General features: G+C 63.8%; 21 protein-coding genes. 14 read left to right on the plus strand and 7 right to left on the minus strand.

Features of this window, described 5'->3' with window-relative positions; translation table 11 throughout:
* Window positions 1-2: 2 nt before the first annotated feature.
* The 14 genes from V6E02_RS04195 (at window position 3) to V6E02_RS04260 (ending at window position 14,456) form a co-directional block, all read left to right on the plus strand.
* Window positions 3-1,190: a glycosyltransferase family 4 protein gene (locus tag V6E02_RS04195; RefSeq protein WP_347307447.1), complete on the plus strand. Its 1,188-nt coding sequence runs from the start codon at window positions 3-5 to the stop codon at window positions 1,188-1,190.
* The gene (gene msbA, locus V6E02_RS04200) at window positions 1,187-2,947 is read left to right on the plus strand and encodes a lipid A export permease/ATP-binding protein MsbA (RefSeq protein WP_347307449.1); all 1,761 of its coding nucleotides are present in this window, start codon (window positions 1,187-1,189) and stop codon (window positions 2,945-2,947) included. The genes V6E02_RS04195 and msbA overlap by 4 nt, the downstream gene beginning before the upstream one ends.
* A complete protein-coding gene (locus V6E02_RS04205; RefSeq protein WP_347307451.1) occupies window positions 2,944-4,029 on the plus strand; it encodes a glycosyltransferase in 1,086 nt (361 codons plus the stop codon). Before msbA ends, V6E02_RS04205 begins: the two co-directional genes overlap by 4 nt.
* Complete coding sequence (locus V6E02_RS04210) at window positions 4,026-4,835, plus strand: polysaccharide deacetylase family protein (protein WP_347307453.1); 810 nt, start codon at window positions 4,026-4,028, stop codon at window positions 4,833-4,835. Before V6E02_RS04205 ends, V6E02_RS04210 begins: the two co-directional genes overlap by 4 nt.
* A 251-nt stretch (window positions 4,836-5,086) precedes the next feature.
* Window positions 5,087-5,983, plus strand: coding sequence for a glycosyltransferase family 9 protein (locus V6E02_RS04215; protein WP_347307455.1), 897 nt, complete (start codon window positions 5,087-5,089; stop codon window positions 5,981-5,983).
* Between the two features lie 49 nt (window positions 5,984-6,032).
* On the plus strand, window positions 6,033-7,178 hold the full coding sequence (locus V6E02_RS04220) for a glycosyltransferase (RefSeq protein ID WP_347307457.1): 1,146 nt from the start codon (window positions 6,033-6,035) through the stop codon (window positions 7,176-7,178).
* Window positions 7,179-7,252: 74 nt separating this feature from the next.
* Window positions 7,253-8,296 carry a glycosyltransferase family 9 protein gene (locus V6E02_RS04225; RefSeq protein ID WP_347307652.1) on the plus strand — a complete coding sequence of 348 codons (1,044 nt, stop codon included), beginning with the start codon at window positions 7,253-7,255 and terminating at the stop codon, window positions 8,294-8,296.
* A gap of 205 nt (window positions 8,297-8,501) precedes the next feature.
* Entirely contained in the window at window positions 8,502-8,732 is a 231-nt protein-coding gene (locus V6E02_RS04230; RefSeq protein ID WP_347307459.1) for a hypothetical protein, read from the plus strand.
* Window positions 8,729-9,646 carry a glycosyltransferase family 4 protein gene (locus V6E02_RS04235; RefSeq protein ID WP_347307461.1) on the plus strand — a complete coding sequence of 306 codons (918 nt, stop codon included), beginning with the start codon at window positions 8,729-8,731 and terminating at the stop codon, window positions 9,644-9,646. The genes V6E02_RS04230 and V6E02_RS04235 overlap by 4 nt, the downstream gene beginning before the upstream one ends.
* Window positions 9,643-10,941: an O-antigen ligase family protein gene (locus tag V6E02_RS04240; protein ID WP_347307463.1), complete on the plus strand. Its 1,299-nt coding sequence runs from the start codon at window positions 9,643-9,645 to the stop codon at window positions 10,939-10,941. Before V6E02_RS04235 ends, V6E02_RS04240 begins: the two co-directional genes overlap by 4 nt.
* A complete protein-coding gene (locus tag V6E02_RS04245) occupies window positions 10,938-11,864 on the plus strand; it encodes a glycosyltransferase family 9 protein (protein ID WP_347307465.1) in 927 nt (308 codons plus the stop codon). The genes V6E02_RS04240 and V6E02_RS04245 overlap by 4 nt, the downstream gene beginning before the upstream one ends.
* Window positions 11,780-12,139, plus strand: coding sequence for a glycosyltransferase (locus V6E02_RS04250; RefSeq protein WP_430626765.1), 360 nt, complete (start codon window positions 11,780-11,782; stop codon window positions 12,137-12,139). The genes V6E02_RS04245 and V6E02_RS04250 overlap by 85 nt, the downstream gene beginning before the upstream one ends.
* Before the next feature lie 161 nt (window positions 12,140-12,300).
* Window positions 12,301-13,425, plus strand: coding sequence for an O-antigen ligase family protein (locus tag V6E02_RS04255; RefSeq protein WP_347307467.1), 1,125 nt, complete (start codon window positions 12,301-12,303; stop codon window positions 13,423-13,425).
* The gene (locus V6E02_RS04260) at window positions 13,422-14,456 is read left to right on the plus strand and encodes a glycosyltransferase family 9 protein (protein WP_347307469.1); all 1,035 of its coding nucleotides are present in this window, start codon (window positions 13,422-13,424) and stop codon (window positions 14,454-14,456) included. The genes V6E02_RS04255 and V6E02_RS04260 overlap by 4 nt, the downstream gene beginning before the upstream one ends.
* Before the next feature lie 62 nt (window positions 14,457-14,518).
* Here V6E02_RS04260 and V6E02_RS04265 read toward each other — a convergent pair whose 3' ends face one another.
* The 7 genes from V6E02_RS04265 to V6E02_RS04295 form a co-directional block, all read right to left on the minus strand.
* Window positions 14,519-16,426 carry a polysaccharide biosynthesis protein gene (locus V6E02_RS04265; RefSeq protein WP_347307471.1) on the minus strand — a complete coding sequence of 636 codons (1,908 nt, stop codon included), beginning with the start codon at window positions 16,424-16,426 and terminating at the stop codon, window positions 14,519-14,521.
* A 693-nt stretch (window positions 16,427-17,119) separates the two neighbouring features.
* Entirely contained in the window at window positions 17,120-17,680 is a 561-nt protein-coding gene (locus tag V6E02_RS04270) for a sugar transferase (RefSeq protein ID WP_347307473.1), read from the minus strand.
* Window positions 17,677-18,663, minus strand: a complete 987-nt coding sequence (locus V6E02_RS04275; protein WP_347307475.1) for an NAD-dependent epimerase/dehydratase family protein — start codon at window positions 18,661-18,663, stop codon at window positions 17,677-17,679. Before V6E02_RS04275 ends, V6E02_RS04270 begins: the two co-directional genes overlap by 4 nt.
* Window positions 18,664-18,703: 40 nt before the next feature.
* A complete protein-coding gene (locus V6E02_RS04280; protein WP_347307477.1) occupies window positions 18,704-19,849 on the minus strand; it encodes an ATP-binding protein in 1,146 nt (381 codons plus the stop codon).
* A 75-nt stretch (window positions 19,850-19,924) separates the two neighbouring features.
* On the minus strand, window positions 19,925-21,040 hold the full coding sequence (locus tag V6E02_RS04285) for a glycosyltransferase family 4 protein (protein WP_347307479.1): 1,116 nt from the start codon (window positions 21,038-21,040) through the stop codon (window positions 19,925-19,927).
* A 3-nt stretch (window positions 21,041-21,043) separates the two neighbouring features.
* Window positions 21,044-22,216: an ATP-binding protein gene (locus tag V6E02_RS04290; protein ID WP_347307481.1), complete on the minus strand. Its 1,173-nt coding sequence runs from the start codon at window positions 22,214-22,216 to the stop codon at window positions 21,044-21,046.
* 611 nt (window positions 22,217-22,827) lie between these two features.
* Window positions 22,828-24,696 carry an asparagine synthetase B family protein gene (locus V6E02_RS04295; RefSeq protein WP_430626770.1) on the minus strand — a complete coding sequence of 623 codons (1,869 nt, stop codon included), beginning with the start codon at window positions 24,694-24,696 and terminating at the stop codon, window positions 22,828-22,830.
* Between the last annotated feature and the right edge of the window lie 42 nt (window positions 24,697-24,738).

Genomic DNA, 24,738 nt, shown 5'->3' on the forward strand with positions numbered 1-24,738 from the left:
CTGTGCGCCTGGCCCTGGTGCGCCAGCGCTACACCCCCTTCGGCGGCGCGGAACGCTTCGTGGCCCGGGCGTTGGAAGCCCTGCGCGCCCAGGGTGTGCAGGTCACCCTCGTCACCCGCCACTGGGAGGGTGCCGGCGAGGTGCTCCGCTGCGACCCCTTCTACCTGGGCAGTCTATGGCGGGACTTGGGGTTTGCTCGTTGCGTCTGCCGCGCCCTTGCCGCGCAGCCCTTCGACCTGGTGCAGTCCCACGAGCGGCTGGTCTGCTGTGATCTGTACCGGGCGGGCGACGGGGTCCACCGGGTGTGGCTCGAACAGCGCAGGCGCACGCAGTCCTGGTTCGCGCGGCTCGCTCAGGCCCTCAATCCCTACCACCGCTATGTGCTGACAGCAGAGCGGCGCTTGTTCGAAAGCCCGCGTCTGAAGGCGGTGATCTGCAACTCGCGCATGGTGCGTGACGAAATTCTCACCCATTTCGCCATCGACCCCGGCAAGCTGCACGTGATCTATAGCGGCGTGGATCTGGCTCGCTTCCACCCGGCCAACCGCGAGCAGCGCAGGGAAGCGCGGCACCAACTGGGGCTTTCGGCGGCGTCCACGGTGTTCCTGTTCCTGGGCTCGGGATACGAACGCAAGGGGCTCGCCACGTTGCTAGCCGCCTTTGCCCAGCTGGATGCCCCCGCGGCGCAGCTATTGGTGGTGGGACGCGATCGCCACGCGCGGCGCTACCAGCGCCTGGCCCAGCGGCTGGGCTGTGGGGCGCGCACGCTTTTCCTCGGTCCACGAGAAGACGTGCTTTCCTGCTACCACGCGGCCGATGCCCTGGTATTGCCTACGCTCTACGATCCCTTCCCCAACGTGGCATTGGAAGCCCTGGCCTGCGGCCTGCCAGTCGTGACCTCCACCAAGTCCGGCGCGGCGGAGGTGCTGGAAGAAGGTGTGACGGGTTTCGTGCGCGATGCGCTCGACGTTTCCGGCATCGCCGATGCCCTGGCGCGGCTTCTGCATCCCGCAGCGCGCGCGCCCATGGGGCAGGCGGCGCGGGCAGAAGCAGAGCGCTTTAACGCGCAGGCCGCAACCCAGGCCCTACTGGGTCTTTACCAGCGTCTTCTAGCTGGAGTACAAGGCCTTGATTCCGGTACACTTACGCCTTTTTCCCAACCGAGCGCCCCGCCTACGGACCCCGCGTGACTCTGCCCACCCTCTCCAGCGCTCAGCTCTACCTGCGGCTACTTCAAATCGCCAAGCCTTGGTGGAAGATGTTCGCCGCCTCGCTGGTTTTCACCATTCTGGTGGCGGCCACCGAGCCCGCCCTGCCGGCGCTCATGAAGCCGCTGCTCGATGGCAGCTTCGTGGAGCGCGATCCGCTGCTCATGAAGCTCATCCCGGTGGCCCTCGTCGGCCTGTTCCTGCTGCGGGGCCTATTCACCTTCGGCGCCAACTACGCCACCAGTTGGCTCGCCACGCGGGTGGTGCTGGAACTCAGAAACCGCATGTTCGCCAAACTGGTGACCCTGCCCACGCGCGATTTCGACAACAGCCCCGCGGGGGCGCTGATCGCCAACATCGCCTACAACGTGAATTCCGTCACCTCCGCCGGCACCAACGTGATCACCGTGGTGGTGCGCGACTCTTTCACCATCCTGGGACTCATGGGCTGGCTTTTCTATCTGAATTGGCAGCTCACGCTCATCACTCTGGTGATGGCGCCGGCCATCGCCATCACCGTGCGCTATTTCACCCTGCGCCTGCGGCGCATGTACCGCGGCGCGCAGGAAGCCATGCAGGACATCACCCACGTGCTGGGCGAGACCATCGAGGCCCACAAGGTCGTGAAGATCTTCGGCGGCCAGGACTACGAAAAACGGCGCTTCTTCGATGCCACCAATCGGCTGCGCCGCTTCGACATCAAGCAGACCGTGGCCTCGGGTTTAAACGTGCCCCTGGTGCAACTGCTCGCCGCCATTGCGCTCGCCTTGATCATCTATCTCGCCACCATGCAGGCGGCCCAGGACAAGACCACCGTGGGTGGCTTTGTCTCCTTCATCACCGCCATGCTCATGCTGCTTGCGCCCATCAAGCGGCTGACCGGCGTGAACGAGGCCTTGCAGCGGGGCCTGGCCGCGGCGGAAGTGGTGTTCGGCTTGCTCGACCGCCCGGGAGAAAAAGACACCGGCACGCGCACCCTCGACCGTGCGCGGGGCGAGGTGCGCTATGAGCACGTGAGCCTGCGCTACGAAGCCGACGGCCCGCTGGTGCTCGACGACGTGAACCTGGCAATTCAGCCCGGCGAGACCGTCGCCCTGGTGGGTAAAAGCGGCAGCGGCAAGACCTCGCTGGTCAACCTGCTGCCCCGCTTCTATGAGCCCACGACAGGGCGCATCCTCATCGACGGCATCGACATCGCCGAAATCAAGCTTACCGATCTGCGCGCCCAGATTGCCCTTGTCTCCCAGGACGTGGTGCTGTTCAACGACACCGTCGCCGCCAACATCGCCTATGGCCGTTTGGGACAGGTGAGTCGCGCCGAACTCATTGCCGCCGCCCGCGCCGCCCACGCGCTGGAATTCATCGAACAGATGCCAGAAGGCTTCGATACCCTCGTCGGCGAAAACGGCGTGAAACTCTCGGGTGGCCAGCGCCAGCGCATCGCGATTGCCCGTGCGATCCTCAAGAACGCCCCCATCCTGATCCTGGACGAAGCCACCTCGGCCCTGGACACCGAATCGGAACGCCATGTGCAGGCCGCCCTGGAAAACCTCATGCAAGGCCGCACCACCCTGGTCATCGCCCATCGCCTCTCCACCATCGAAGGCGCCGACCGCATCGTGGTGATGGACCAGGGTCGCATCATCGAGTCCGGCACCCACACCAATTTGCTCGCCGCCGGCGGCGCATATGCGCGGCTTTATCGTCTGCAGTTCGAGATGGGTGCCGTGTCGGCATGAGGGTGTGGCACACGGAATCCTCCCTGGGCTGGGGTGGCCAGGAAAACCGGACCCTGATGGAGCTCGAATATCTGCACGGGCGCGGCATCGAAGTGGCAGTAGTCACCCCACCGGGGGCGCGGCTGGCGGCCCGGGCGCAGGAAAAAGGTCTGCCCGTGCACAGCGTGCCCATGGGACGGGGGCTCGCCCTGGATAGCCTGCTCGCCCTGCGGCGCCTGTTCGCCCGCCACCGGCCCAGCCATATCAACACCCACAGCGGCCGCGACACCTTGCTGGCAGGTTTGGCCGCGCGCAGTCTGTGGAAACGGCCGCACATCGTCCGCACCCGCCATCTCATCCTGCCGCCCACCCATTTGGCCACCTATACTTGGCTTCCGGACCGAGTGGTCACCGTAAGCCAGGCCGTGGCAGACGACCTTGCCCAGCGCGGCGTGCCCCGTGCCCGGCTGCGGGTGGTGCCCACCGGCGTGGATCTAAAACGTTTCGATCCGGCGCAAGTGACGCCTACCCTGCGCCAAGCGCTGGGCCTCGCGCCCGACGTGTTGCTTGTGGGCACCCTCGCCATCCTGCGCAACAAGAAAGGCCACCGCGATCTGTTGGCTGCCATCCCGCGCGTGCTGGCGCGGCTGCCCCAGGTCCATTTCGTCATCGCCGGTGACGGCCCGCAAGAAGCCAAGCTCAAGGCAGAAGCCGCCAACTTGGGACTGTCGGCCCACGTGCACTTCCTGGGCTTGCGGCGGGACGTGCCAGAAATCCTGCGTGCCCTGGACCTCTTCGTCCTGCCGACGCGGGAAGAAGCGCTGGGCACGGCCTTCCTGGAGGCCCAGGCCATGGGCGTGCCGGTGATCGGCACCCGGGTAGGGGGCGTGCCCGAGACCATCCGCGAAGGCGAGACCGGGCTGCTCGTGCCCCCCCACGACCCGGAGCGCCTTGCCGCCGCCCTGCTCGAGCTATTGGAAAATCCCGGCAAACGGGCGGCCTTTGCCCGCGCCGCACGGCCCTGGGTCGCAGCCCATTTCGGCATCGAACAAATGGGCGCGGGCATGCTCGCCGTTTATGAGGAGCTGGAGAAAAGCCAGTGAGCACCGCGCAGGCCCTTCCCATCCTCATGTACCACCATGTGAGCCCCCAGCCGGGGCTGGTGACGGTCTCGCCGGAGAACTTCCGCGACCAGATGCACTGGCTCGCCCACCACGGCTGGCACACCGTGGGCACGGCCGAGCTGGAAGCCTTCCTGGCCGGCGCACCCCTGCCCGCACGATCGGTCATGCTCACCTTCGATGACGGCTACCTGGACAACTTCATCCATGCCTACCCCGTGCTGCGCGAATACGGTCACCGGGCGGTGATCTTCGCCATCACGGGCTCGATCGGTGACGGCCCCGTGCGCAAAGAGGCGCCCTGCCCCGACCACAAGACCTGCAAACGCCTGATCGCCGAAGGCCAGGCCGATACGGTCATGCTGCGTTGGAGCGAAATCGAAGCCATGGAAGCCAGCGGCCACGTGGAAATCCACTCCCATACCCACAGCCATCGCCGCTGGGACCTGGAATACAGAGACCCCGCCGAGCGGCTTTCCGCGCTGGCCCAAGACCTCGCCCAAAGCCGCGCCGTTCTCGAAGCGCGCCTGGGGCGCGTCGTTCGCCATTTGTGCTGGCCGTGGGGGCTGCACCCAGATGGGTATGACCGCATCGCGGAAGAACAGGGGCTAAACTTCCGGTACCTCACGGTACGTGGGGTGGTGACACGGCGTTCACCGCGTGATGGCCTTGCGAGAATAGCCGTCAAAGACCAAGGTGGTCGCTGGCTCGAGCAGCGCCTTGCAGTGTATCGACGGCCGTGGCTTGCATACCTCTACCTTCATCTGCGTGGCAAGCAGGGAAGATGAGACTGCCATTCATCGAATGGTCACTCCGCCATTGGCTCTGGCACCGGAAACGGCTAGACCAACGGCCGCGGCGCTCGGATGAGCTCGGCACCTCGGCCATTCGCCGCATCCTGGCCATCTCCTGCACCGCCCTGGGCGATTCACTGCTATCGACCCCGGCTTTGCATGCGCTGCGCCGGACGTACCAAGGAGCGCATATCACATGGGTCATTCACCCATCATTAGTGGAACTATTCGAAGGCTTCCCCCACGTGGATGAGCTGTTTCCCTTCGACAATAGGTGGGCCGGATTTTTCGCCGCTGCAAAGCGGCTCAGAGGCTATGATCTCGCGGTCATCCTGCACGGTAACGAGCCCCAGGCCACGCCGCTCGCCTACCTCTCGGGCGCACGTTACATTTTCAAGCTACCCAACGATAACGAATGGAATTTTTTGCTCACCAACCAGACCCCTCGCCTCGGTTGGCAGGAGATGGGGCACGGACTCGATCAACGCCTGGAAGTCGTTCGCCTAGCAGGTGCTCCCGGTCCCTTCGATAGGCGCATGATCGTGCCCCGCCACGAGGATGGGGAGCGTCTGGTGGAAGAACGTTTGCAGAGACTCGGATGGCAGCATGCGCGCCTGGTCGCCCTACAGCCGGGCGCCTCTACCAATAGCCGACGATGGCCTGCGGGCCGCTTTGTCGAAGCTGCGCAGCGGCTGTTGGTGGCAAATGGTGCGCTGAAATTCGTTATCACGGGTTCGCCACGCGAGCGGGAATTGTGCATGCGCATCGCTGAGGCGATCAATGCAAGTTCCGCTACAAAGAGATTGTTGGCCTGGGTGTCTGCCGGTGATCTGCCACTGCGCGCCTTACCAGCCTTGCTAAATCGAGCCCAAGTGCTGATTACCGGGGACACGGGGCCGATGCATCTAGCCGTTGCCGTCGGAACGCCAGTCGTGGCGCTGTTTGCCGTCTCCAACCCGGCTCGGTCTGGGCCGGCATACGATCTCGGTCGCCACGTGGTGATTCGGAAATGGCGCACCTGCGACCCCTGCCTGTCAAAGCGCTGTCCTTACGCGGAACCCCTCTGCATGAACAACATCCAGGTGGACGAGGTTGTTACAGCAACGCAGCAAGTGTTGAGGCAACATGACTCCCCCAATTAAGGTGCTGCTCCTGGATACCGGCCACGAGTGGGGCGGGGGCACCAACAGCATGATGGAGCTGCTCAAACGGATCGACCGTAACCGCTTCTCCATCGTCTGCTGTTTTTACTCGGACTACAAAAGGGGGCTCTCGGGTCCACGGTTGTCCGAGGAACTCGCAGCACTTGGCATACCACTCATCGTACTGCCCCGGCGCAAACAACCCGGCTGGGCCAAACTTGCAAAAGAACTCGCACGCGGCTTGCTGAAGCCATGGCCGGATTCACGGGCACAAGCCCAGTTCTCGATTGAGAAACGCTGGCGCATCGTGCCCCAGGCACAGCGCATCGCCGATGTTTTACGCGACGGCGGCTTCCATCTCCTGTACATGAACAACCAGCCATCCTCCAACCTGGAAGGTTATCTGGCTGCGGAGTCCGTTCGGTTACCGGTGGTACAACATTGTCGCATCGACACATGGCTGAACCCCACCGAAGTGGCAATCGTCAATCGGAGTGCCTGCCGCATCATTTGCGTGTCGGAAGGTGTCGCGGAGTCTCTAAAGAGCCAAGGCGTGCAACCTGACAAACTCGTGGTCGTCCACAACGGCATCAGTCCAGACCTGGTTTTGCCGCCAGCCGTACGGCTGGAAGGGATCCCAACTGGAGCCATGCTCATCGGCACCGTTGGGCAGTTGGTCAAACGCAAATCTGTTGCAGACCTGTTAAACGCAGTGGTGGCTCTAGAGCGGCAAGAGAATCTCACGGTTCATTTGTTGGTGGTGGGCGAGGGACCCGAAGCGCGGGCGTTGCACGAGTCGGCAAAGCATGCCGGCATCGAGAGAAGAGTTCATTTCGTTGGCTTCCAGCGTGATCCCTTGCCATTCATCGCGGCAATGGATGTTTTCGTGTTGGCATCTAGCCGAGAAGGACTACCCCGCGTCATCCTGGAAGCAATGCTCCTTGGCAAACCCGTCGTGGCCGCAAATGCCGTAGGTTCCCGCGAGCTCGTGGTGGACGGCGAAACGGGCCTGCTGTATCCCCATGGCGATGTGCACAAACTGGCCGCCGCCCTGGCTCGCCTGCTGCGCGACACCGAATTGCGCGATCGCCTCGGCAAAGCAGGCCGAGCACGCGTCCGGCAGGCGTTCTCGATTGAGCGCTACGTGAGTGGGGTGGAGCGAAATCTCTTGGAGGCGCTGTGTTCTGGCTCTTAGTCACCTGGGTCGCATCACCTGTTTTGTGGGCGCTATCCAAAAAAAACCGAACGCGACCGATCAAGCGGCTCTTGGTGATCCAGACCGCGAAAATCGGCGATTTCATCAACACCACGACAGTGCTCCGCGCGCTCCGGGAAGGGTGTCCCCATACGCGCATTCACGCATTGATCCATCCAGTCAATGAACCACTCGCACGTCGACTCGACACGATCGACGAAGTCTTGTTATTGCCGGTTCATGGGTTCAAGGGCTGGCGTGGCAAGAAATGGTTATACCAACTCGTCGCCGGCCGGTTCGATGCCGTATTGACTCTAAGCCCCAATCTTGCCACGTTCATTGTGCCCTTCTGGGCAAGGATCCCGCACCGCATCTCGGTTCTGCCAGACCGGCGCAAAGGCATCGCGCGCCTTGCTTGGCCCTTCCTGACCTCGGGCGAAAGGCATCTGCACGGGCGGCTGTTTCGGGAGACGGCGTTGCGCGCCCTCACTGGGCTTGGCATCAACATAAGCCGGGACGCTTTGGCGCGCGCGAACGAGATACCTACCGCTGCTCCCGAGGCTCTAGCAAAAGCGGTCAAAGTGCTCCCGGACAGCTCAGCTACCTATGTAGGCTTGGGACTAGGCGCCGGCAACCCGATGAAGGCCTGGCCTGAGCACAAATTGCTGGAAATGGTCAACACGCTCATCCAAAGAACAGGCGTCACGCTGGTTCTGATCGGCACCGCGCAGGATCAGCCCATCGCGTCGGCCCTACAGACCAAGTTCAGCAGCCAGCGGATCGTGGACACCACCGGCCAGTGGACGCTGGACGAACTGCCAGCCTTGTTAAGTCGTTTGGCGCTCTACGTAGGGGTGGATTCCGGCGTGACCTACCTGGCTGATGCGCTCGGCGTGCCCGTCATTGACGTCATGGGCCCGGCTGATCCAGAAGACCAGAGGCCACTCGGCGCCAACGCCCACATCGTTGCCGCAAACGTGCCTTGCGCACCGTGCTCCCACACTTTCGCAACGCCTTACGTGTGCGCGAGGGGTGATCGCGCGTGTCTGACTCGCCTCGAAACAGTCTCCATCTTGGAGCCTATCTTTCGCCAACACGGGAAAAGGTACAAATCATGAAACCAAGGGCGCTTGCCGCAGAGAATGTCCACGAGCAAGCAATCGCGCTTCTCGATGCGCCAAAGGACGCCGCCATCGCAGACATCCCGTGCGGAGAAGGAGCCCTCGCACAACGGCTGCGTCCGGTTCACTGCGCAACGGTCCTACTTGCCTGAATTTCGGCAGTTTCTGATTTCGCCAGATGTACTTTTCGGAGACATCATCATTGTCCGACTTCGAAAATCTTGAGCGCGGCAAGCCGGTGGCACTACACATTCATTTCTGGGCTGATATCCGCAACACAGCCGGTTCAGTCGAGAAAGTTATCCTGGCTTTTGCCTCGTCTGGGAAACGCTATCGGCATTTGATTGCCTGCTCGCCCGGTGGGCGCGGCACGCCAGCCCATTTCCAATACCACGGGGTCGATGTATTTACGTTTCTCATGAACACCGCATGAGGAACCGCATTTTCAACAAGATGTTCCGCTTGGGTGTTTTCACTTATCCCCAACTCGTCGAGTCGATTGAACGCATCCGGCCGGAATTGATTCATTTTCACAACCGCCAAGAGTTGGTAGATGCCGTGACAAGGCGCTTGTCCTACAAACCTGCCATCGTTGTCCATTATCACCGGCATTTTGCCAAGCCGATCATCCCGTCGCTGGCTGATTTGCTCGTCTTTGTGAGCCGGCGCACAAAGGAGTACGTTCTCGAAAAAAGCGAAACAACCAAGCCGTACGCAATTGTGCACAATCCTCTCTCCATGGAAGTGCTAGCGCTCCGCGAATCCGTCGCGGGGGTTCCGGCTCCCAACGACCCGCCGGTCATTCTCTTCGGGGGTGGGGGAAGCCCCCTCAAAGGTGGCAAAGAATTGATTCGAGCGTTCTCACGGTTGCCGCCGGGCAGTGCGCGACTGATACTTGCCGGGAGCGGCGTAGAGCACTTACCTGGGTTGCCCCATCCCCATATCGAGATCGCCGGAAAACTGTCTGCTCCCGAATTTCTCGACTTGATGCGAAGAGCTGACATCGTCGCCATGCCTTCCCTGGACGAGCCTTTTGGTCTCATTGCGCAGGAGGCCATGGCGCTGGGTCGCCTGCCCCTCGTCGCGCAAACCGGGGGTCTCGCCGAGTTTACCGGCCCGGATTGTGCTGTTGTCATCGATCCGACAGACCCTGCTTCCCTTGAGTCGGGACTTAAGCGTGGATTGGATCTTCTCCGGCCAGACCACGCCGCAGAACGTGAAATCTTGCTGAGTAACGCAAGGGCTCGACTGAGAACATTGCTGCCAGAGATCGCTGTCGCCAAGCTCGAGGAAGCTTACGACCAGGCGCTGGCGCACCAAACCCAGAAATGGAACATAACAAGATGACTGTTTGGCTGAACCGGCTCGGCGAGCAAAGGCTGTGGGCAGCTTCGCCGGAACATCTTGCACGGTTGTCGGTATTTTTTTATTTGGCCGCGCTCCCATTCCCACACAATGCCGCGTGGAAAAACGTCGCAGCGTTTTTCATGCTCCTTGTAACGGGGTGGCTGGTTGGGACGAAACGGCTCAAGGTCGATTGGCATTCTCCCCTTGTGCTTGGACTGTTAGTCTTGCTTACGCTTGTAGGGGCGAGCAGCCTAGCGGGTATCGCGCCGCTGGAAGGTTTCAATGAACTGCGGAAGCACTTACTCCCCGCAATACTGCTGTTTTTGCTCACAGCATTTGCTTTTCGAGAGGGTGGCTGGCGCGAGTGGTTATTCATCTATGCTGGCAGCCTTTTTCTGTTGCGCATCGCGTTGGCTGTAGCCGAACTTACGTGGTATGGGGATCTTTATGCGGCGCGCACCTCAGGCAACTTCGTCAAGGGCGTTGCGCTCGATGCAGGGTTCTATCTGCCCGTTTATTTTGGGCTGTTTTTGAGCGCCGGCCAGCTCCGCTGGTGGGCCGGTGCCGCGACCGCGGCGGCGTTTGCCATAATCATCTTAACGCAGGGACGGGCGCCGCTACTGGCAGGCTTGCTCGCGATCGCAGCCATGCTCATCGCCCTACGCAGATGGCGACTGTTGTTGCTTTTGCTTGGCGTTGGCCTTTTTACAACGATTGTGTTAGGACTCGCACGGCCTGATTTGCGTGAGCGGTTCCTGCCCGCGTTTTCACCACACACCTATATCGACGCATTGGATACCCGTGCCTTCGGCCGGGAAAGCGATGGCTTGAGCGGCAGAATCCCGATTTGGCTGGGAGTCATAGAAATTGCTCGCGAGCGGCCACTCCTTGGATACGGTTTCGGCTGGAAAAAACTCGGTCGAATTGCCGTTGAGGATGGCTTTGTCGAGCGCTGGGAACAAAATAAACAAAGCCTTCTGGCAGAAGCCCAAGTCAACTATTTCTCTTTGCCAACCGACAAAGTCAACCCACACAACCTCTATCTGCAAATTTTCTTTGAAGCGGGTCTGGTAGGGCTCGTGGTCTATTGTGCCGTACTTGGACTCTTCGTCCGCGTGGCATGGCAACAGACTCGGCAAGGGGCAGATGTAGGGGGGGCCACCGCGGCTATCGTGCTGGGTTTTCTCGTGGACCATCTGGTGCTTGGCTTGGCAAACGGTCTTTGGATTGGCCTGGGGCCGTCAATGGCCTGGCTCGGGGTATTGGAGGCCATCCGCCAAAAGCGTGCTTCATGAAAATCCTCCTCATCCGCCGCGACAACATCGGCGATCTGGTCTGCACTACGCCTCTATTTTCCGCGCTGCGGGCGCGGTTTCCCGAGGCCTTCCTAGCCGCCTTCGTGAACAGCTACAACGCCGAGGTGCTCGCCGGCAATCCGCACCTCGATAGCGTGTACAGCTACACCAAGGCAAAGCACAGAGCACCGGGCAAGACGGCGGCCGAGGTGTATTGGGATCGCCTCAAGCTGTTCTGGCACCTGCGCCGCATGCGCTTCGATTACGCCATCATCGCCGGCGCCCATTTCCTGCCGCGCGCGCTGCGCCTGGCGCGAGCCGTCTCTCCTCGGCACATCATCGGCTTCACGGAGCCGGGAAAAGCTGGGGTGGCACACATCGACATCGCCATTCCCTACACCTTGCCCCATCCGCTGCACGAGGTGGAAGACATCTTTCGCCTGCTCGCGCCCTTGGGCATCGAGGGCCCGCCCGGGCCGCTCACGGTGGTCGCACCCCCCGAGGAAACCGCGCGCGCGCAGGCCGCCCTCGCCACCCTGGGGCAGGGGCCGGTGGTGGGGTTGCACATCAGCGCGCGCAAGCCTTCGCAACGCTGGCCCAAGGAGCGCTTCGCGGAACTGGCACGTCTGCTGGTGGCGCGCCACGGGGTGCGTCTCATGTTGTTTTGGTCCCCGGGGAGCGAGAGCAATCCCCTTCACCCGGGGGACGACGAAAAAGCCGCCTGGATCGTGGAAGCCACCCAGGGCCTGCCGACGCTTCGCGTGAAAGAACCTTTTTCCAGCGCCAGGCGGCACGCAGCCGCCTCTTGGGCAGCGGGCGTTACCGGGAACTTGATGCCGTGCCCCAATCTACTCTGGCCCACCTGTTCCAGGCAGCTGACATATTGTTCGTGCCATCCCGGATCGAGACCCAAGGCATGGTAATGATCGAGGAGATGGCAGCCGGGCTGGTCGTCATCAGCAGTGATCGCGGAGGCATCAGGGAGTCGATTCGCCACGGCCAGACCGGTGTCCTCCTGGAAGATCCGACCGACCTGGATGCGGCCACCGCCGCCATCGAAGCCGTATTGAATAACCTTTCGGGCTGGACGCCGGTTCGGATCGCGGCAAGGCGCGAAGTGGAAGCACGTTTCAGCTGGGAAACCATCGTGCCGAGGTTGGAAAGCATTTATGCAGAAATTCTTGAAGGCTCGCCATGACCCGTCGCATCTCGTGTCTTTTCGTGATTTCCCTCGCCACAGCGGTGATGCTGATCTGGCCGATGCCACACACCATTGCCTTACGCAATGCGCTCTTGGTCGGTGGAATCATTTGGACGTGGCGGACTCTACGGGAAATGCGCAATGGCTTGGCTGGCCCGATGCCGGCTCCAGCCGTATGGTGTCTGGCGTTTCTGCTGTGGGCGCTCTTGCAAGCCTTTTTCTTCGCACCCGGGCGGAGCCAGGCGCTGAGCGAGCTCTGGGGCCAGTGGGGGCCGGCCATAGCGGCAGGCTTTTTCGGCTGGGCGCTTGGTCTGCGTGCGGCCCGGGAAGATTGGCGCGAGACCTTGTGGCGCGCGCTGACGTTGGTCCTCTTGGTGCATGCGGTGGCGACGCTTTGGACCGCAGCAACACCGCTTTTTACCGGGCACGCCCTGTTGCGCCGCGTGGGCGGACTCACCGAAGGCCCGGACAAGAGCAATTATCTCACCGTCACCTTGGCTTGCCTGCTTCTGGCAGCGCTCGCAGCAAGACCCAGTGGCCGAGCCCAACGCCTATTTCCCACCTGGGCCGCGGCGCTCATGGCGCCGGTGGCGCTCGCCACGCTTTATGTGGAGCAGATTCGCAACGGCTTGGTCAGCCTGGCTGTGGCGCTTGCGGGACTCACCATTTTCCTGCTCACCGGGCCGCAGTTCACGCCACAGGCCAAACGCCTCGTTTTCGCAGCGTTCTTGCTGGGCGGGGTGGCGCTCGGAGCGCTGCTCGCGAGCGACTCCCGTTGGCAGGGCACGCTTCAGTCCGCCCGACTCGCCTGGCATGCGGATACTCGTGCGGTGGTCTTGGGCGAGTCTTTACCCAGCGGTGGTGATCCCTCGGCCTATTTGCGGCTTGCCATGCTCAAGGAGGGCCTCCGGCTGGTGGCCGAGCACCCGCTAGGGATCGGCTTTGGTCGCAATGCCTTCGGTCACGGGCTAAACATGGCTTATGGCCAAGGCAGCGGGCACAGTCACAGCAGCCTGCTGGACATCTCGATTGGAACCGGAGTGCCCGGCGCCCTCCTCATCGTGATCTGTTTCCTAAGCCTCATACAGCGCGGTTGGCACGCCGCACGGCGGCGCGCAGATACGTTCGGCCTGCTACTCTTCCTGTTGGCCTGCGCCACCTTCGCCCGCAGCCTGCTGGATAGCAACTTACGCGATCACATGCTTCAGCAGTCTTTGTTCTTGTTTGGCATTTTGCTCGCCCTGACAGACGGAAGGCTACACCCCGGGGCCACGCGCTCATGAAAATCCTCCTCATCCGCCGCGACAACATCGGCGATCTGGTCTGCACTACGCCTCTATTTTCCGCGCTGCGGGCGCGGTTTCCCGAGGCCTTCCTAGCCGCCTTCGTGAACAGCTACAACGCCGAGGTGCTCGCCGGCAATCCGCACCTCGATAGCGTGTACAGCTACACCAAGGCAAAGCACAGAGCACCGGGCAAGACGGCGGCCGAGGTGTATTGGGATCGCCTCAAGCTGTTCTGGCACCTGCGCCGCATGCGCTTCGATTACGCCATCATCGCCGGCGCCCATTTCCTGCCGCGCGCGCTGCGCCTGGCGCGAGCCGTCTCTCCTCGGCACATCATCGGCTTCACGGAGCCGGGAAAAGCTGGGGTGGCACACATCGACATCGCCATTCCCTACACCTTGCCCCATCCGCTGCACGAGGTGGAAGACATCTTTCGCCTGCTCGCGCCCTTGGGCATCGAGGGCCCGCCCGGGCCGCTCACGGTGGTCGCACCCCCCGAGGAAACCGCGCGCGCGCAGGCCGCCCTCGCCACCCTGGGGCAGGGGCCGGTGGTGGGGTTGCACATCAGCGCGCGCAAGCCTTCGCAACGCTGGCCCAAGGAGCGCTTCGCGGAACTGGCACGTCTGCTGGTGGCGCGCCACGGGGTGCGTCTCATGTTGTTTTGGTCCCCGGGGAGCGAGAGCAATCCCCTTCACCCGGGGGACGACGAAAAAGCCGCCTGGATCGTGGAAGCCACCCAGGGCCTGCCGCTTCTGCCCTGGCCCACCCAGCGTCTGACGCAGCTCATGGGAGGGCTCGCCGCCTGCGATTCGGTGATCTGCTCCGATGGCGGCGCCATGCATATCGCCGCCGGGCTTGGGAAGCCCATCGTCTGCTTCTTTGGTCGCTCCGATCCGGCACGCTGGCATCCCTGGCGGGTCCCGCACCGGGTGTTGCAGCCGGAAAGCCGTGAGGTGGCGGATGTTGCGGTGGAAGAGGCGGCGGGAGCCTGGGGAAGTCTAGTGGCGGAGCGATTGAAAACGATGTGAGTGCGGACCCGATCGCGGCCAAAGCCGCTCCCCGCTTCCCCCGGACCAGGCGCGGGGATGTATCACGCGCGAGTGTGAGCGCGCTGCACCACCCCCGCCGATGCTGCGGCTGCGCCCATGCGCTCAGGGCGATAGTCTCTGAGCCACTGCGCGAGCTGGACGCGTACGGTCTCGGGGCCAGCGTCGGTCGTGGCTTGTATCCAGGCGAGGGCAGCGTCCACGCAACCGTATTCACCCGCCGCCTTCGCCACCCGCACCCGCGGATGAGGCGTGGGCAGCGTGGCCTCGGCGTCGGCCAGCAGCTCTTCGTAGAGTTTCTCTCCGGGGCGTAGCCCAGTGAAGACGATGGGGATGTCCGCCTCCGTGCGGCCCGCCAGCCGGATCATCAGGCGGGCGAGGTCCACGATCTTCACCGGCTCGCCCATGTCCAGCACGAAAATCTCCCCGCCGCGCCCCATCAGGCCCGCCTGGAGAACGAGCTGGGCCGCTTCCGGGATGGTCATGAAGTAGCGCACCACCTCCGGATGGGTGACGGTGACCGGCCCACCGGCTTCGATCTGGGCGCGGAACTTGGGCACCACGCTGCCAGAGGAACCCAGCACGTTGCCGAAGCGTACGGACAGGAAATGGGTGCCCTGTCCCTCCAGGCTCTGACAGACGAGCTCGGCCAGGCGCTTGGAAGCGCCCATGACATTGGTGGGATTGACGGCCTTGTCCGTGGAGACGAGCACGAACTTCTCCACGGCGGCGGCGATCGCCGCGCGCGCCGTGACCCAGGTGCCCAGCACGTTGTTTTTCAGGCATTCCAGGGCGTTGTCCTGCTCCATGAGGGGCACGTGCTTGTAGGCCGCGGCGTGATAGACCCACACCGGGCGCCAGTGGGCGAGCAAGGCCGTCATGCGCGCGCCATCCCGTACATCGGCGGCCACCAGCTCGACGGCGAGATCGGGAAAACGCTGGGCGCATTCCTCCCCCATGCGATAGAGGCCGTATTCGGAGGCATCCACCAGCACCAGCCGCGCCGGACGGAAAGCGGCGAGCTGGCGCACCAGTTCCGAGCCGATGGAACCCGCGCCGCCGGTGACCATCACGGTGCGGCCGCCGATGGCGTGGGTCAAGCCTTCCAGATCCAGAGTCACCGGATCCCGCCCCAGCAGATCCTCGAGCTCCAGGCCGCGCAGGCTCTGAATGGTCACGCGCCCCGCCAACAGATCCTCCAGCGCCGGCAGGGTGAGGAGTTCCACGCCGGCCTTGAGGGCGAGCTCCGCGGCGCGGCGTTTCACCGCGTGAGGGGCCGCGGGCATGGCCAGCACCGCCAGCTCCGCCCCCATGCGCTGCGCGAGACGAGGCAGGTCGTCGAGGGCCCCCAGCACCGGCACGTCCTGGAGGCGCCGCCCCTGCTTGGCACGGTTATCGTCCAGCAAGCCCACCGGCCGCAGTCCCGAGGGATGGCGGCGCAACTCCCGCAGAAAAAAATCCGCCGCCGAACCGGCCCCCAAGATCAACGCCGGCCGCCGCTCCGGATGGGCCAGCGCCGCCAAGCGATGCTCCTTGAAGGCGCGATAAGCAAGCCGGCTGCCCCCCATGATCATTGCCAGCAGCAATGGGTCGAGCAGCAACACGGAACGCGGCAACACCACCCCCGGCGCCAGGAGCAACAGCGTGGCCGGCGCCACCAGGGCCGCCACCGCCACCGCCAGCAGGATGCGCTTGAGATCCGGCAAACTGGCGAAACGCCACATGCCCCGGTAGAGCCCGAAGCCGATGAAACACCCGCCCTGCACCAGTACCACCCATGGCAAACCCTGCTCCATGAGGTGTTGGAACTGCTCGGGCCAGTCCGGGCTGAAACGCAACCAGAACGCCAGCCACCACGCCACCCCCGCAGCGACCAGATCGTGGGCGAAGGCAAGCGCCGCGCGCGGATGGCGCCAGGGAAGGAGCGGGTTGCCGAGTCGAAAGAAACGCATCAAACGGTCATCGATTCTGGGGTGAAGTCGGAATGGCCGGGGCCAACAGGAAGGGGCATGAAAGGTTCTAGTTCGAACGGACCCCGGCGATTATAACCGCGCGCGCCGTAGGGCGGGCGTAAGGCGCGGTGTGGGCGCGGCCTCCGGCGCGGTGCGATCGATCTCGAAGATTGCGTCGATGCGCGAGAAGTTTCAGTCGTCCTCGCGCAAGCCGCGCCCCCGAGGTATTCACGAAAGGTCCTGGATTCCCGCGTGCGCGGGAATGACACCCCATCGTCATTCCGGGCGCCGCAGGCGACCCGGACTCCAGACGCGGCAGCGAATAGGGCCGACTCGCCTCGATTCGCGCCCGCGTCGGAATGACGCCCCATCGTCTTTCCGGGCGCCGCGGGCGACCCGGAATCCAGGCGCGGCAGTGAATGTAGCCACACGCGCCTCGATTAGCGGCCGCATCGGAATGACGAGCTCCCCCTTGCGCCGAAATGAGGCCACGCCCCGTGGTGGAGCGGATTTATTGAGCGTTACGTAAGTAGTTGACAGGCTGCGTAAGTCAAACGTCATTCCCGCGAAAGCGGGAATCCAGGGTCTTCCTCGCCATGTTCCTGGGTCCCCGCTTTCGCGGGGACGACACAAAGGTGTCACCTACTTACGTAATGCTCAATAGCCACGACGCGGCGTTTGGTCGCGGCGATTTTAGACCCCACTCCGTCTCACCCGATCCCCTCGCCCCGCGCCCAGCAGGGTCGCCGCGAGAATGCGGCAATAGGCGACCAAGCCGAACCCGCGCATCATCTCCGCGTCCACTTCGGCCAGGCGCTGCGGCTCGGACATGTCGATGCCGCGGATCTGCGCCAGCCCGGTGATACCCGGGCGCACGGCGAACACGCCCAAGCGGCTGCGTGCCGCGATGAGTTCCGTCTGGTTGGGCAAACAAGGGCGCGGCCCCACCAGGCTCATGTCCCCTTTCAACACATTCCACAGCTGCGGCAGTTCATCCAGCTTGGTGCGCCGCAGGAAACGCCCCAAAGGCGTGACACTCGCCGGATCGGCCAGGTGCGTGCCCACCGAAGGCGTCTCCAGCCGCATGGTGCGCAATTTGACGACGCGAAATGGCCTGCGCCCACGTCCCACGCGTTCCTGGATGAAAAGCGGTGACCCGGTATCGATGAGGCCCGCGACGAAAATGATCAGCATAAGCGGCGCGGAAACGAGCAGACCAACCGCCGAGAGCACGACGTCAAGAACGCGGATCACCCCAGCATCTCCCGCAAGCCGTCGCCGAGCCCTATCTGCGCGCGAAAACCCAACTCGGCCTCGATGCGCGCCGGAGAATAACAAGCCGAGCCGAGAAGGCGATCCACCAGCGCGCGGCCCCGTCGCCCCATCAAGCCGACAAGGCGAATCGCCCCTTGGGGCACCGCCCACTGGATTGGCGGCAGTCCAAGCGCCCCGCGCATGGCATCGTAAATCTCGCGCGTGGAATAGGGCCGCGGATCGGCGACGATGTAGGTGCGTCCATTGGCGCGGGGATCCTCTGCCACGCGCCGTGCAGCGGCGACCACATCGTCCACATGCACGAGGGACCGTCGGTTGCCGGTCTCGGGCAGCGGCGGAAACCAGCCTTTTTTGACGGCCTGCGCCATCTTCCACAGATTGCCCCGATTGCCGCGGCCATAGACGACCGCCAGGCGCAGACTCACCAAGTGCATGCCCCAGCGTGTGCCCGCCTCGAACACCGCGGCTTCCGCCGCACGCTTGGCGCGGCCATAGGACGTCGCCGGCTCGCCGGGCCAGTCCTCATCCGGGCATTCGTCACCCGGCTCGGCCATCGCCTTGACGCTGGAAAAAAACACGAAGCGCCGCACACCTGCACGCCCCGCCGCTTCGAGCAAGTTTTTCGTGCCCTCGACATTGACGCGCCACAAAAGCGCTTCATCCCTCGTATCCGCATCGGCAAGACCGGCGCAATGGAACACCGTTTCGATGCCCTCGCAGGCGCGGGCTAGAGACGCGGGATCGAGCAAATCGCCCACCACGACCTCCCCTCTCCCTGTGGGAGAGGGGTTAGGGGTGAGGGCACTCCCCTCTCTCACCGGGAGAGGGGTCGGGGGTGAGGGGACTCCCCTCTCCCTCTGGGAGAGGGGGCGGGGGTGAGGGCTGCGCACCAACGCCCGGTCGCCCTCCCGCATCAAGCGGCGGCCGATGAAGCCGGTGGCGCCGGTGATGAGTGCTTTCACGCCCCAGTCCTCCCCGCGGCCTCGCCAGGCGCCAGCCACATCAAACCCAGCGGCGCGCCCATAGCTCTTCCAGAAAGCGCTGCCAAGGCATGGCGTGGCGTGCGCCGTCCTTGAGTTCGGTCGGGTCCTGGCTCACCAGCAGGTAATGTTTGAACACGCCTTCCTCCGCAAGGCGATCCAGGCCCTTGAAGTCGCGCCAGCTCACCCGCGAGCTTGCCTTGACCTCGATGGCGATCTCGTCGCCGATCAGGAAATCCACTTCATCACCATGAGTCGAGCGCCAGTAGGCCAGGGGCAGTTTGATGCGCTGGTAGCTCAAAAAAGCACGCAGTTCCCCGCCGATGAATTGCTCGAAGCTCTTGCCCCAAAGATCGGCGTTGCGGTCCAGCCAGCGCGTTCCGGCCAGGACGTGCGTCACCCCGCAATCGAAGAAATAAAACTTCGCCGTGCGGATGGCTTTGCGCTTCCTGGAGGCCGTCCAAGCCGGCAAAAGATGGCCGACCAGCGTGTCCTCGAGCAACGCTACGTATTCCGTGACCGTGGAGGGCGGCACCTGACAATCGTTCGCCAGTTTCGTGAAATTGAGTATCTCGCCGTTGGAAAGGGCCATCGCGCGCAAAAACCGGGAAAACGGTGGCAGCTTGCGCACCAAGCCTTCGGCCATGATCTCCTCGGTGAGGTAGGTGGGGACGTAGGCGTCGAGTTCTTCAAGGGGTTCCGGGCTCAGCCAGACCGACGGCAGGCCACCGAACAACAAATATCGATCCAGATCGAAGTCGGGGATTTCCCGCCAGATGAGCGGAAAAAGCCGTGCCTCCCACACTCGCCCGGCGAGCAGATTGGCCTGTCCGCGGCGCAGCTTACGCGCGCTGCTCCCGGTGAGCAGGAAACGCAGCCCTCTTTGCTCGATCAGGCGATGGACCTCATTCAAGAGCTCCGGGACCCGTTGCACCTCGTCGATCACAACCACTGGTCGCTCGCTTGCCCCGATCATCGCCTCCAAGTCATAAGGGGCGGCGGACAGACGCAGATAGTGGCGCGAATCGAGCAAATCGATGACGAAAGCCCTGTCCCCCAATTGGCTACGGATCAAAGTCGATTTGCCCGTGGCCCGCGGTCCGAAAAGAAAAAAAGACTTGCGCGCCAGCAAGGATTTCAGGTCCAGCGTCCGGGCGATTTCGGCCATGTCGCATCTCTATCGTGGAATATCCGGATGATCCACAAGAGACATGGCAATTGTCAACAGCCATCGCCCTAGCCATCAGGCGAGCACCTCACGGTACACCGCGAGTGTGGCCTCGATCACCCGCTCCTGGCTGAACTCGGCAACCGCCCGCTCGCGCCCCCGGCTGCCCATGCGGCGACGCAGTTCGGGGTCATCGAGCAGGCGCGCAATCGCCGCCGTCAGCGCTCCGGCATCTTTCACCGGCACCAGCAAACCATTGTCACCATCGCGCACACAATCGCGGCAACCGGGGGCATCCGTGGTGATACACGCCCGGCCCACACTCATCGCCTCCAGCAACACTTTAGGCAGCCCCTCCCGATAAGAAGAAGGGAGACAGACGATATGCGCCTGGGCCAGGGTCGTAGCCATGTCCGAGCGACGGCCCCACCACTCGACCACGCCTGACTCCACCCAGGTCTGCACCTGGGCTTGGGAGACGCTCGCGGGGTTGTCTGGGTCCGGCGCGCCTACCAGCACGAAGCGGGCCCGTCCCCGTAGCGCTTGCGCTGCCTCCACGAACTCGCCTACGCCCTTGTCCCAGAGCAGACGCGAGGCCAGCATCACCACAGTTTGCCCGTCGGGTTCAGGCGCAGGCGTAAATCGCGCGGTATCCACGCCCGCGCCGGGAATCAAGGTCACGCGCTGCGTCGCGACACCCAAGCGCTCGACCAACGCAGCATCATCCGGGTTTTGCACGATCACGGCACCACGCGCCAGCCCCACCCGCAGCAGTGCCCGCAGGGTCCACTGCAACCAGCCCGCGCGCTTGCCAGTAAAGACGAAACCCATCCCCGCAATGGCGGATACGACCCCGCGCACCCCAGCCAATCGCGCCGCCAACCCACCCACCACTACCGGCCGCAGCGCCACATGGTGCACGATGTCCGGACGGAGGCGGCGATACAGCCGCGCGACACGCCACACCTCGCGCATGAGGGTGAGCGGACTCAGGCCCCGTCGCGCCATCGAAAAGGGAATCACCCTGAGCCTCGCCGCCTCGATCTCCCGACACGCCTCACTGCACCGTGTCAGCACCGTCACCTCGAATCCCGCCGTTTTGGCCGCCTTGGCCAGGGCGAGGCGATGGGAGACGAAGTACCAGTCCTCGCTAACGAGAAAGACAAGGTGGGTGCGGCTCGATGATGACATCGGTCACCCCGTCGACCTTGCCAGCAAATCCGGCAAATGACGCCAGCCGATTGCCGGCACCGGGTCACGTGGCTGGTCCGTGTTCCCTCCGTACACGATGGCCGCGCTGGCTGCGCCGATCTCATCGGCAAGCCGCGCGAGCGGTGCGAACCAGTCACCGGCAGGCGTCTCGCCGGCCTTGCATTCCACCGCGAGCGTGGGCGCACCGTGTGCCTCCAAGATCAGGTCGATCTCCCGGCCATGGGCGTCCCGATAGAAAAAGAGCTCATGGGGCAGGAGACGGTTGCGCAAGGTCTTGACCACCTCGCTCACCACCCAGGTCTCGAACAGCGAGCCGCGCAGCGGCCCGAGGGCAATGGCCTCTTCACTCCGCTGACCCGCCAGCCAGGCCGCCAGTCCCACATCGAGAAAATACAGCTTGGGCGTTTTCACCAGCCGCTTGCCGATATTGCGATGCCAGGGTGGAAGCAGATAGACCAGGAAGCTCGCCTCCAGGACCGACAACCAACTCTTTGCCGTGTTGTGGGTGATCCCGCAATCGGCGGCAAGCTGGGACAGATTCACGAGCTGCCCCGTGCGGGCCGCGCACATGCGCAGGAAGCGGTGGAATGCAGCCAAATCGCGCAACTCGAGGATCTGGCGCACATCGCGTTCCAGATACGTAGCCGTGTAATCCCCAAACCAAACATGGGGGGGAATGGCCCGGTCGTAGATGGGCGGGAATCCGCCTTTGAGCAGGCACTCGGCCAATGTCGCGGGCAGAAGCCTGGCCTCCTGCAATTCCTGCATCGATAGGGGCAGCAGGTTCAAATGCCCCACCCGCCCTGCCAGGGACTGGGCGATACCGCCACGCAACCCGGGCTGCCACGAGCCGGTCAGCACGAAGCGGCCGGCGCGGCGATCGGCGTCGAGCACTTCCTGCAACCAGGAAAGGAGCGCTGGGGCACGTTGCACCTCGTCGAGGATCGCCCCCTCGGGAAAGCGACCGAGAAACGCGCGCGCATCCTGTCGCGCGAACTCCCGCTCGTCCGGATTTTCCAGCGAAACATAGGGCTTGTCGGGAAACGCCAGACGAGCCAAGGTCGTTTTGCCCGACTGACGCGGCCCCACGATCGCTACTGCCGGATACCAGCCCGCCAGTTGATGCAGAGAAACTTCCGCTTGCCGGGGAATCATGGCAGCCATGCTAAAAGGCGGCCCGGCAATTTGTCAATTCGCCTTACAATTACCCAGCTCGCTCATCGGCAGCGGGTCCCTGGCTACCAGAGTGAAGGTCGGTCACAGGTCAGGCAATCGCCGACCATCGAGCCCGAAGCGGAATCCACGCCGGCGTGGCCAAAGGGCAAGGGGTTTCCTGGATTCCGGGGCGCGGCAAGCCGCGCCCGGAATGACGGCTGGGCGTCATTCCCGCACGGTTTCGTCATTCCGCGAAAGCGGGAATCCAGGCCAGCGTGGTCATAGCTATCGCCGCTTCCTGGATTCCGGGTCGCGGCAAGCCGCGCCCGGAATGACGGCTGGGCGTCGTTGCCTCACGGTTTCGTCATTCCCGCGAAAGCGGGAATCCAGGCCGGCGTGGTCATAGCTATCGCCGCTTCCTGGAGTCCGGCTCGCGGCAAGCCGCGCCCGGAATGACGGTTGGGGCGTCGTTGCCGCACGGTTTCGTCATTCCCGCGAAAGCGGGAATCCAGGCGGTGGTCATCATAGCCAGCGCCGCTTGCTGGAGTCCGGCTCGCGGCAAGCCGCGTCCGGAATGACGGTTGGGGCGTCGTTGCCGCACCCTTTCGTCATTAGACATGCCGATGAGCAAACCACGCCTCCCACATCAACACATCCCACAGGTAATACGCCCAGTTACGCCGGCCCGAGAGGTGTTCCGCCCATTTTTCGCGGATGGGCGCAGGATGCAGAAAGCCTTCGCGTTTGAGCCGGTCCTCCGACAACAAATCCTCCGCCCACTCCCGCAGCGGCCCGCGCAGCCACTGGTCGAGCGGCACGCCGAAGCCCATTTTGGGCCGTTCCATCAATTCTCGGGGGACGTATCGATAGAGCACCTGCCTAAGCAGCCATTTGGACTGACTATTGCGGATTTTCAGGTGCAAGGGCAGCCGCCAGGAAAATTCCACCACGCGGTGATCCAGAAGCGGCACGCGGGTTTCCAGGCTCACCCCCATGGCGGCGCGGTCCACCTTGACCAGAATGTCATCGGGCAGGTAGGTGAGCTGGTCGAGGAACATCATCACCTCTTCGAACGAACGCCGCCCATCGGCGAGGCTTGCCGGCCACTCGTCCCGGCGCGAGAGAATCGTCTCCGGCTCGGTGGCACCGATCACCAGTTCCTCGGCCGGATGCTTCCAGTGAGAGACAAGGTAACGGTACACCGCTTCCAGGGAATCGAGCCCCACCAGCTCGGCGAGCTTATGCATCTTGTCGCCAGCGAGTTTTACCCGCAGGGCGGGCGGGAGCACGGGTTTGAGCACGGCAAACAGTCGGCTCCAGGCCTGGGGCGAGGGCAGCGTGAGCGCCGCTGCCAGCGCGCGCCGCAGCGGCACGGGCAATAGACCGAGCCGGCGCCACAAAGCCCGCGTCCAAAAATACCGGTTGTAGCCTCCGAAGAGCTCATCGCCCCCGTCGCCGGAGAGGCTCACCGTCACATGTTCACGCGCCAGTTGCGCGACGAGAAAGGTGGGAATCTGCGACGAATCGGCGAAGGGCTCGTCATAGAGCGCCGGCAGCCGGGGAATGACATCCAACGCCTGCTTCGGTGTGACGTAGAGCTCGGTGTGGTCGGTCCCCAGATGGCGCGCCACCGCATGGGCGTGCTCGGCTTCGTTGTAGTCGCCCTCGTGAAAGCCGATGGTGAAGGTCTTCACCGGCCGGCTCGATTGCGCCTGCATGAGGGCGACCACGGTGGTGGAATCGATCCCGCCGGAAAGAAAGGCACCCAGCGGCACATCCGCCACCATCTGCCCGGCAATCGCCTCACGCAACAGCCGGTCCAGTTCCGCTATGGCCTCGGCATCACTGCCGGCAAACGGCGCATCGAAACCCGCTTCCACCGCATCCGCCACGCGCCAGTAGGCGCGCACCTCCCCTCTCCCGCTTGCGGGAGAGGGGCCGGGGGTGAGGGCGCACCCCTCTCCCCATGGGAGAGGGGCCGGGGGTGAGGGCCACTCCCCTCTCCCCCTGGGAGAGGGGCGGGGGGTGAGGGCAACACCCCTCTCCCTCCGGGAGAGGGGCTGGGGGTGAGGGCCACTCCCCTCTCCCTCCGGGAGAGGGGCGGGGGGTGAGGGCCGCCCGCCAAACTGCACGTAACACCCTGGCGGCAGCTTCCAGATATTGCGATAAATACTCCACGGCGCGGGGACATAGTTATGGCGCAAGAAGAGCGCCAACGCGCCGCGGTCGATTTCGTTATCGAAGCCCGGAAACGCACGCAGCGCCTTCAGTTCCGAGCCGAACACCAGCGCCCCGCGCAGCCAGCCGTAATAAAGCGGCTTCTCGCCCAGGCGGTCGCGCGCGAGGGTGAGCGTGCGCGTTTCACGGTCCCACAGGGCGATGGCGAACATGCCCACGGCACGCTGGAGGGTCCGCTCGATCCCCCACGCCTCGAAACAGGCGAGCAATGTCTCGGTATCCGAATGTCCGCGCCACGCCACGCCCCTCTCCCCCTGGGAGAGGGGTCGGGGGTGAGGGCCACT

The sequence above is a fragment of the Thiobacter sp. AK1 genome, from assembly GCF_039822265.1.
GTDB classification, from domain to species: Bacteria; Pseudomonadota; Gammaproteobacteria; order Burkholderiales; family Thiobacteraceae; genus Thiobacter; species Thiobacter aerophilum.